Below are 9,060 nucleotides of genomic sequence, written 5' to 3' on the forward strand. Positions count from 1 at the left end.
CCTCAAGATGAGATTTCCCATAGCGTAAGCTAGTAAGATCCCTGAAAGATGATCAGGTTGATAGGTTCGAGGTGGAAGCATGGTGACATGTGGAGCTGACGAATACTAATAGATCGAGGACTTAACCATATAATATGTAGCAAATGTTATCTAGTTTTGAAGGAATATGCCTTCATAGTTTGGTGATGATGGCAGAGAGGTCACACCAGTTCCCATACCGAACACGGAAGTTAAGCTCTCTAGCGCCGATGGTAGTTGGGACCTTGTCCCTGTGAGAGTAGGACGTCGCCAAGCAACTTTAAGACGAGTCAGAATGACTCGTCTTTTTTGTATGCTTTCATACCTCTATCAATTGCATTTTTAACCCCTTCTAAATAAGAAAATCCATATTTTTTATCTGGCTCTAAGTAAGTTCCTTCCGCCCACTCGTTCCATGCGTTAATAAATAAAAACTCGCTGTTATAAAAAGAGTAAGTACGATGAATTTGCTTGCTTAAATATATGGTGAACTTTTCAGGGGTAGAACCTACAAAGATGCTGCTATTCGCGTTTTTACGTCGTGCAGTATTATCCCAATCAACAAAAGCCCCGGGAAATGTTTTTTTCTTTGGGAGCGATCGTTGTAATATATACATCCATACTTTATCGTAGTCCCAAACATTTAATTGCATATCAGAATCATATATTACCTTATTTATGTCTGAAGAGCTATCATGGGCAATTGTATAGAAAGGTTCAAACTGAATGCTGGCATCGAATCCATTTATATTAGGTAGTGGAAAACTGTTTAATGTTTCAGCAAAGTATATACCTTTTAAACCATTTTCTCGCGCTAATGCATTCCAGTAATTAAGCATTTTTTCACAATCAGGAATATGTCCTGGACGATAAATAATGAATAGAGGTTTATCATCTATATAAATATATCTCTCATCTTGGAAAGCCTGTAATAAATAATCAAAGTGTTCCTTCCAATCAGATATATCTCCGTAGTCTTGAGGCATTAATATATGTTTATCGAGACCATCCCAAGATTTTGTCCATGGTTCATTTGCCCAAGAAAGACAAAAAGGGAAGTCAGGTTCCTTCATCTTTAGTACCTCATTAAAGGGTGTTTCTAATAGTCTTTTTCCCTTAAACCAGTAATGATAATAACAAAAACCATATATACCGTATGCTTTAGCGATTTCCGCTTGCCACTTTCTTACGGAGGGGGTAGTTAAGTCGTAATAAAAATCTTGATAAGGTTCCCTAGGTTGATAATGTCCTGAAAATAAAGGTTGTGCACTTTTAGTATTTGTCCATTCAGTAAATCCTTTCCCCCACCATCGATCATTTTCTTTAATTTGATGGAATTGTGGTAAGTAAAAAGCAATTATTTTCAAGTTATATCCCCCTCATGTTTTTCGTAGTTCAAGTGTTGGGAAGTTATTCTTGATTTGGTGAAGCAATTTTAAAACAAGAGATATGTTATCTGTTTACTGTCTTTTTATGGTATGTATTGGATTTTTTTAAGCTTACTTAATAAGAGAGTATTAGGTAATTTGATATATAGCTGAAATAGAAAGTGCTTTTCGTCATGAAATTTATTACGTTGAATGAAAGGAATTAAATTTTTTGAAGGACAAAGAGGGCCTGTGGTAATCGATTTACATCATCAAAAAAGTCTTGTAGCTTTAAATATTTCTCATAATGATTTTCAATATAAGTCCTAGGTATAACAGTTTCTCCGTAAAAACTACTATTTCTAACATCTCCTGCACCAGTAGGACTGTGAACAAATTTGCCGTTTTCATAATCCGAGATGGCGCGATGTATATCTGGAAAAGCTTGAGATAAAGTTTTATGCCATCCTGTTTGAATTAATTCAGGATGTTCTTGGAATTGTTGACAAAAATCAAGAAAATAGCGCGCTTGTGTTGTTGCGATGAAGATTCCACCAGGGCGAAGAACTCTTGAAAATTCTTTTACCCAATTTTCGGCAGTTGCTTCGGATAAATGTGAGAATACAGAATAAGCGAATATGATATCTAATGAATTGTCACTAATAAATTCTACAGGGGGATGTGGACTTGCTGTTTTATATATCCCTCTTCCTAGTGTTTCATTACAAAGTGTGATCATCGCAGGATCGACATCAATGCCAAGTAAATTTTGATCAGAGGCATCTTTAAATAAGAAGCGTATAATTCTTCCCCATCCGCAGCCGAAGTCTAAAACTTTACTTTCTTTATTCAAGGGAACCCCTAAATTTTGGGCGTATTCTTTTATATGTCTATAAAACAAATATGCTTCGTAAAGAGCATGTTCATAGGAAGCACCTACAAATTGTTTTTGAATTTCTTCAGGAGGAAACCTAGGTACGGGAACCCCATTTATCGTTGTTTGTGAACAACTTTGTATAAATAAATTTAGAAGTTCGACATCAGATAGTGAATTAACAAGATGATCAAAATCACTTCCTAACTTAAATTTATTCATTTGTTAAACCTCCGAATTATATAGTGATTAAACTTTATTTTCTTGCTTTTTACTAATAAAAACATGTAAAAATTCAGCATCTAACCCTAGTGATCTATCCTTTTGTAAATAAACAATGGTATACATGTTTGCGTGTGTATAAATATATTCAATCATATCCTGCCCCCAATCGAACGTTACTAAAGATCCATTCTCATCAATAGGGTTTCCATGATAAATGGGCTCTTCAATATATTCAATCACTTCTTGATTCATTCTTGCTCTTTGCACAGTTTTTGTGAGTGTATGATACCAAGGGACAGTAAATACATGAGCGCCGCCAGGTTTTAATACTCGTTCTATTTCTTTAAAGGCTTTGTTTGGCGTCATTACATGCTCAAAAACGTCTTGAGTAATGAATAAATCAAAAGATTCATCTTCAAAAGTCATGTCTTCTAAGTTCTCACATCTAATACCTTGAAAGTATTGGCCAAGAGGATAATTTTTAAAGTATTGAGAATAAGTATAGTTTTTACAGTTTTTTAATAGTAGCTGAGTTGTAATTCCTCCAGGAGAGGATTCGTGGATACTATAGGAATTCCATTTTGGAAAAAATGTATGCAAGGCATGGATTAAAGCTCGCTGCCTTGGTATAGAGTTACATGTAGAACATAAATAATGATCTCTAAGCCAATCATTATGCTCTATAAATGTAGCTTTCTTTTCGCAAATAACGCAGTACCCATTATTGTGTTTCAAATTGATTTCCACACGACATCCCTCCTATGTTAAATGCAATCTATTTATGGAAAGTATGATACACGTCAACAATCAGCGAAATCAAAGGGGGAATGGGTGAAAGTTAGGTATTTTTTAAAATTGCGATTAGGAGAAGGGAATAATCAGTTGAAGAGAACCCCCAATCGAATTAAAGTTTCACTTTATGCTATGCGATGCATCAGCTTTTATTCATGGGAAAATGTATAGACTTAAAATATCCCTTTCGTGTATGGGTACATTTCAAAATCCTGTGCGTATATTTCTGTAACTAAATCCATAGTTTCTTTATCATAAAAGCTTTCGTATGTTGGAAATCGTGGGAATTCTGTATCTGTAATGCTAAGTTCTGCATAGCTCCCTGCATAAATCATCTTGTGTGCGCGATGATGATCTGAATTTGTAAGAAGTGCTAAAGGGGATTTTATCAAATCGTACGTGTGTTCTAGTTTGGTGATTTGTGTATTAAAATCTTCTAAAGGAATATAACATTGGATGAAGTTTTCTTCACCAGGGACGTATTGTTGACTAAAATGTATATCTAACGCTAGAGAATTGGAGCCGAATGCCTGAACGTAATATAAAAATTGTTTAAATGATATTCCTTGATTACTATATTTGTCATTATAAAAATAATGACGGATACTTTCCCATTGAGGGCTAGCATATGGGTTGTCAGCAAGTAATAGAAATGAGCTGACAGCCCTTGTATAGGGATTTCGCACAAGTTTACAAACATCCTTTTTACCCTCTAGAAGACCATTTTGTAACTCGGGTATGTAATTTGTATTGTTCTTATACACCCAGAACTCATAGTAATGAATAAAGTCATTGTATTTCTTTGCTTCAGTAAATAATCCGATTTGAAAAAAGAACCAATTAGCTAACGCGGTGCATCCGCTTCTATGACTCCAAAATAGTATAATCGGAAAGTCTTTATGGTAATGTGGAATTCGATCTTTATGTAGAATTACATGATTTAAAAGTTCTTGATTTATATTTTTCATGAGTTCAGCACTCCTTTTTGGGAAATTTGTGTATGTAGACGTTTTTTTTATGGGTTAAACAAGTGAGGATTGTTTATTAAATATATTCATGGGGATGAGTAAATATTATGAGTGTTTTTGCAGTCAACCTGAATAAGGAAGCTATTCTAAAATGAAAATATAAAATAAAGATAATGAAAATTTATAACAAACATACAATGATAAGAAGATGAATAATCGAAATGATCCAGTTTATTTGTGTATATTTTTAGGTTTGACGACGGGAAAAATTTATTACTAGAGAGATGATATTATGAGGAAGAATAATTATTTAATAGTAGGTGGAAATAGTTTCATTGGTATCAACCTCGCATTGGGTTTATTGGAACAGGGGCAAAATGTAAAAGTATTTTCCAGACATATAAATAATTTTCCTCAAAATATTATAAGTGAAGTTGAATTTATTAAAGGTGATTTAGAAAATGTTGAGGATATATATAAGGCTTTAGTGAATATAGATATTATTATTTATTTAGCTGCGACGTCTAACGTAGCAACTTCAATTGAAGATGTTTTCGGTGATATTAATAGCAGTCTATTTTTTCTTAATTTCATGGAAAGTGTTAAAGATTTTCGTATTAAAAAAATTATATTAGCTTCTTCGGGAGGCACAGTTTATGGTGAACCTGAATATTTGCCTATTGATGAGAAACATCCATTAAGACCACTTTCCCCGTATGGAATAACAAAAGTTTCGCTGGAGAATTATTTGTACTTTTATAAGAGAAAATATGGAATAGATTATGTTGTATGTAGATATTCTAATCCGTATGGAAAATACCAAAACCCCTTAAAAAAAGTTGGGGCGATAAATTGTTTTTTGTACCAGCATCTCAGTAATGAAAGGATTCATATATATGGGAATCCAGAGGAGATTATTAGAGATTATATTTATATCGATGATTTAGTTGAAATTACTATACAACTAGCACAATTAAATCAATTGAAATCTTGCGTATATAACATAGGGAGTGGCAAAGGTCTTTCTTTAAAACGAATTATAGTGGAATTAGAGAAAATAACAGAAAGAAAAGTGGATTTTATCTGTTACAAACAAAAACAAGAGAACGTTCAAAAAATCATTTTAAATATTGATAAGGTAAAACAAGAATTGAATTGGGAACCTAAAATAGATTTTAAACATGGGATTAGATTAAATAAGCTATGGATTGAAGAGTTCTTATATAGTAAAAAATAATAACCCACACTCTACTTGTATATAAGCAGAGCGTGGGTTATTATTTTGCTTCTTTTTCTATAACCCAAAGGTCTTGATGTTCCCACCAAAATCCTTCAGTATACTTTTTGATAATTGGGTTATGGGGTAATAATTTAATTTTGTCACACACGTAAGAGGGACTAACTATCGTTTGTCCGTATTGATTCACATCTAAATCGAATTGTTCACTAGAAGAGAGAAACCAATAGCCCTTTTCATTTAAATTTGGAAACCCGAAGTATTTTTTGCTTTGATAGCCATGGGTTGTGAAAATGAATAAACCACCAGGTGAAACAGCGTTATACAATGTTTGCAGCCAACGAAACCAAGTTGTATCAGGCATATGAGAGAAAAAGGATAGACAAAAAACGATATCGTACGTAGAGGAGTCCAATTTTAACTGTTCAGGCTCAGGATGAGATAATATAGAAGAATTATTTAATTTGTTTTCAATAAAGGAAATAGCCTCTTCGTGTATATCGCAAGCGGTTATACTCAAATTCGCTTGTAGATTTAATAAATGACGTGTTACGCAGCCGTATCCGGATGCAAATTCTAACAATTTAATTGGATTGCCTGTAGGAGGATAAAGGGAAGTAATTAAGTTTAAGAGTATTTGTGCTGAGTTTTGCCCATCTTTAAAGTAGTAATCTATCGCTTCTTTTTTTGATGGGAAGACGGGATTAGTGACAATGAACTGAAAGATATGATCCTCAGGATGGATACTTGCATTTACATTATAGTTGTGTGCGATTTGAGAAATTAAATCTTTATGTTCCTCTATAAAGTCTTTCAAAGAGTATTCCTCCCTTAAGTAATAGTAGCAACTTACTAGAGATATTGATGGCATAGAAAGCACATGTTTAAATTTTTAAGTATGCTTTAAGATGCTTTCTATATGTATACATTTTCATTTTAGAAATGTCGTCGATAGTAAATCTTTCTTTAATGAAATTTTGCATTTGTACAACTTCATTGTAATGGGAGTATGAATCTTCTGTTCTCGTTACGCTATTTAAATGTCGTCTATGATAGTTTAAGGGGGATGGATTGAAGTAAATATCTCCCTCTGTAAGAAGAGAAACATAGAAAAACCAATCACCAGCTATTTTGAACTTCTCTAACTGTTTTTCTGTTTTCTTCATATCTATATTTTTAAAAACTACACTTGAAACATTAGGTATAGTGTTTTTGATAAGTAACGTATCTTGTATTTCTTCGACGCCTTTTCGAAAATAGGGGCCTTTCCATTTTTCTTTATCGATATCATTTGTGTAATTTAAATAATGATTAGCCAATACATTTCCTTGTTCATCAATTTGTTTTGATTGTGTGTAACTTAAGGTAATATTGTTATTTATATAAAACCCCTGTATCACCTCTTGTAAAAATGTCTTATCGCATAAGTCATCGGCCTCTGCGATCCAAATATAATCACCAGTTGCTGCAGAGACTCCTTTTATCCATTGTTTAAATACGGAACCAGAGTTTTTATCATTAATAATCTGTTGAACCTTCAGGTGGGGCTTATTTTCTTTTGAGAGCAGCTTTTTAAAAGTTGATACGCTATGATCAGTGGAGGCATCGTCTAAGAAAATTAGTTCGTAAAGAGGGTAGGTTTGGTTTAAGATTGATTCGATTCGAGCAGGTAAGTATTTTTCATAATTATAGTTCGGTATGATTACACTTATCTTTTTGTAATTATGTTCGAGAAGATCTAGTAATTGATAAATGTAATTAAGAAAATTGAAGTTTTTTTCGATAAGTTCTTGGCCAAAGCTTCCCTTTTGTAATCGTAATCCCTCATCGTGAATAAATTCATATATTTTCTCTAGCATTTTGGGTAAATTTAAAAAATCTACTAAGGCACCAGTTTTTTCTGTAACAACATCTTCAAAACCTCCAGCATTTTTAAACCCTATAACAGGAAGTTTTGCATCTAATGCTTCTAAAACAACATTTGGAAAAGGATCTTCCCTTGAAGTTAATAAGTATAAGTCAGCCCCGGCGTTATATAATCCAATATCGGGAGTAGGATCGACTAATGTGAAATGTGCTTTATATTTAGGGGGCAGTGTATTCAGGAATTGAACGTCCGTTCTCCCTACCCAAATGAAATGAATATCCTTGTGAGTCTTTCGTACTGAGTAAGAGATAAGTGAGAATAAATCTATTCCTTTTCGATAATCTGCGAAGCCTACACCTAAGATAATTTTGCTATCTAGAGGCAGGTTAAGCTTCTTACGTAACTCATTTCTAGCTTTTGCGATATTGTTTTTATAAGGATTGTGGTTAAACAAACCTTGAGGGAGAATGTGACATTTTTGAGGATCCAATTCAGTGATTGTACGAAATTTTTCATATACGTATTGTGAAGGGAAGACAACTTTGTAAGCAAATTCAGCGATGTTTTTAGCTTTCCCTTCAGCAGAGTACTGTTGTATTAAATGCGGTAATTCATGTATTAATGAAACAACTTTTATATTGTGTCTAGCTAGTAATGCAACGATATCGCCACTTATGACAGTGCTACATATGGCGAGGGTAAAATCCTGTGATAATAAATCCTTTATTAATAATTCGACCTTTTCTTCTGTTTGATAACCTTGCTCGAGACAATAAACAGGACCGTACTTTTGAAAATCTGGAATTAAAATACCTGATCCAATAGAGATAATTGCAACAGAGTAATCAAAGTTTTCTTTAAGAGCCTTAATAGTATGTAAAGAAAGTAGCTGTGCTCCGTGGAAGTGGGCATCATGGGATACATAAATTATCTTTTTATTAACATGCATTTCATAACGCCTCCTAAGTATATTAGATTTTAAAGGTAAAGAAGAGAAGTGTTTTATTTATAATCTCCCTAGAGATGAGCAGGAGGGAGGACGTACTAAAAGAAAAAATACTATCCTTAATATATATTTACTTGGTCTCACATTCATTCTTTAGAAAAGTATTAGTATTAAGTTAGAGAGTGTAGGCTGCAGATTGTTAGTTTGAATACATAAGTTTAAGAAGTTCTAAGGCTGTGTTAGAAATTAAGACAGGGTAAAGCTTTTATGATTTATAAAATAAAAAAGATAAAAGGTATTGACGGTTGATCTACGGGGGTGTAATATAGAACAAGTCGCCGATGACAATAACGTCGCAAGCGACAAACGAAATAAAAAACTTAGTTGACATTAAAAAACGAAAATGTTAACATAAAGAAGTCGCAAATGAGCGACCAAGTAGTTCTTTGAAAACTGAACGAAACAAACAACGTGAAACGTCAATTTTTATTTTAGATGCTAGACAAACTAACTTTATTGGAGAGTTTGATCCTGGCTCAGGATGAACGCTGGCGGCGTGCCTAATACATGCAAGTCGAGCGAATGGATTAAGAGCTTGCTCTTATGAAGTTAGCGGCGGACGGGTGAGTAACACGTGGGTAACCTGCCCATAAGACTGGGATAACTCCGGGAAACCGGGGCTAATACCGGATAACATTTTGAACCACATGGTTCGAAATTGAAAGGCGGCTTCGGCTGTCACTTATGGATGGACCCGCGTCGCATT

Annotated in this window: 7 protein-coding genes and 3 rRNA genes; 4 read left to right on the plus strand and 6 right to left on the minus strand. The window is 33.8% G+C overall.

What is annotated here, in order from left to right:
* Both BLT20_RS29565 and rrf read left to right on the plus strand, forming a co-directional pair.
* Positions 1-129: ribosomal RNA gene (locus BLT20_RS29565) — 23S ribosomal RNA — on the plus strand; the annotation flags it as partial.
* 49 nt (positions 130-178) lie between these two features.
* Positions 179-294, plus strand: a 5S ribosomal RNA gene (gene rrf / locus BLT20_RS29570).
* A gap of 14 nt (positions 295-308) precedes the next feature.
* On the opposite strand, the gene BLT20_RS29575 is transcribed toward rrf, so the two are convergent.
* The 4 genes from BLT20_RS29575 to BLT20_RS29590 all read right to left on the minus strand — a co-directional run bounded on the left by BLT20_RS29575 (position 309) and on the right by BLT20_RS29590 (position 4,244).
* Complete coding sequence (locus BLT20_RS29575; RefSeq protein ID WP_000690976.1) at positions 309-1,385, minus strand: glycosyltransferase WbsX family protein; 1,077 nt, start codon at positions 1,383-1,385, stop codon at positions 309-311.
* A gap of 223 nt (positions 1,386-1,608) precedes the next feature.
* Complete coding sequence (locus tag BLT20_RS29580) at positions 1,609-2,481, minus strand: class I SAM-dependent methyltransferase (RefSeq protein ID WP_001031897.1); 873 nt, start codon at positions 2,479-2,481, stop codon at positions 1,609-1,611.
* Positions 2,482-2,508: 27 nt separating this feature from the next.
* A complete protein-coding gene (locus BLT20_RS29585; RefSeq protein WP_000405125.1) occupies positions 2,509-3,231 on the minus strand; it encodes a class I SAM-dependent methyltransferase in 723 nt (240 codons plus the stop codon).
* 218 nt (positions 3,232-3,449) lie between these two features.
* Positions 3,450-4,244, minus strand: a complete 795-nt coding sequence (locus BLT20_RS29590; protein ID WP_000790045.1) for a sulfotransferase family 2 domain-containing protein — start codon at positions 4,242-4,244, stop codon at positions 3,450-3,452.
* A 292-nt stretch (positions 4,245-4,536) separates the two neighbouring features.
* Between BLT20_RS29590 and BLT20_RS29595 the strand changes: the two genes are divergently transcribed.
* The gene (locus BLT20_RS29595; protein ID WP_001230820.1) at positions 4,537-5,481 is read left to right on the plus strand and encodes an NAD-dependent epimerase/dehydratase family protein; all 945 of its coding nucleotides are present in this window, start codon (positions 4,537-4,539) and stop codon (positions 5,479-5,481) included.
* Positions 5,482-5,521: 40 nt separating this feature from the next.
* Here BLT20_RS29595 and BLT20_RS29600 read toward each other — a convergent pair whose 3' ends face one another.
* Together BLT20_RS29600 and BLT20_RS29605 are read right to left on the minus strand one after the other, a co-directional pair.
* Complete coding sequence (locus BLT20_RS29600; protein WP_000651232.1) at positions 5,522-6,298, minus strand: class I SAM-dependent methyltransferase; 777 nt, start codon at positions 6,296-6,298, stop codon at positions 5,522-5,524.
* Positions 6,299-6,365: 67 nt separating this feature from the next.
* Positions 6,366-8,297 carry a glycosyltransferase gene (locus BLT20_RS29605; RefSeq protein ID WP_000558370.1) on the minus strand — a complete coding sequence of 644 codons (1,932 nt, stop codon included), beginning with the start codon at positions 8,295-8,297 and terminating at the stop codon, positions 6,366-6,368.
* A gap of 510 nt (positions 8,298-8,807) precedes the next feature.
* Between BLT20_RS29605 and BLT20_RS29610 the strand changes: the two genes are divergently transcribed.
* Positions 8,808-9,060 (plus strand): 16S ribosomal RNA (locus BLT20_RS29610); the annotation flags it as partial.

Source organism: Bacillus sp. cl96, from assembly GCF_900100505.1.
GTDB lineage: Bacteria > Bacillota > Bacilli > Bacillales > Bacillaceae_G > Bacillus_A > Bacillus_A cereus.

Excerpts from the sequence above, each read along its gene's own strand:
- BLT20_RS29590 (WP_000790045.1), bottom strand. The coding sequence starts at position 4,244 with ATGAAAAATATAAATCAAGAACTTTTAAATCATGTAATTCTACATAAA.
- BLT20_RS29595 (WP_001230820.1), top strand. The coding sequence starts at position 4,537 with ATGAGGAAGAATAATTATTTAATAGTAGGTGGAAATAGTTTCATTGGT.
- BLT20_RS29605 (WP_000558370.1), bottom strand. The coding sequence starts at position 8,297 with ATGCATGTTAATAAAAAGATAATTTATGTATCCCATGATGCCCACTTC.
- BLT20_RS29580 (WP_001031897.1), bottom strand. The coding sequence starts at position 2,481 with ATGAATAAATTTAAGTTAGGAAGTGATTTTGATCATCTTGTTAATTCA.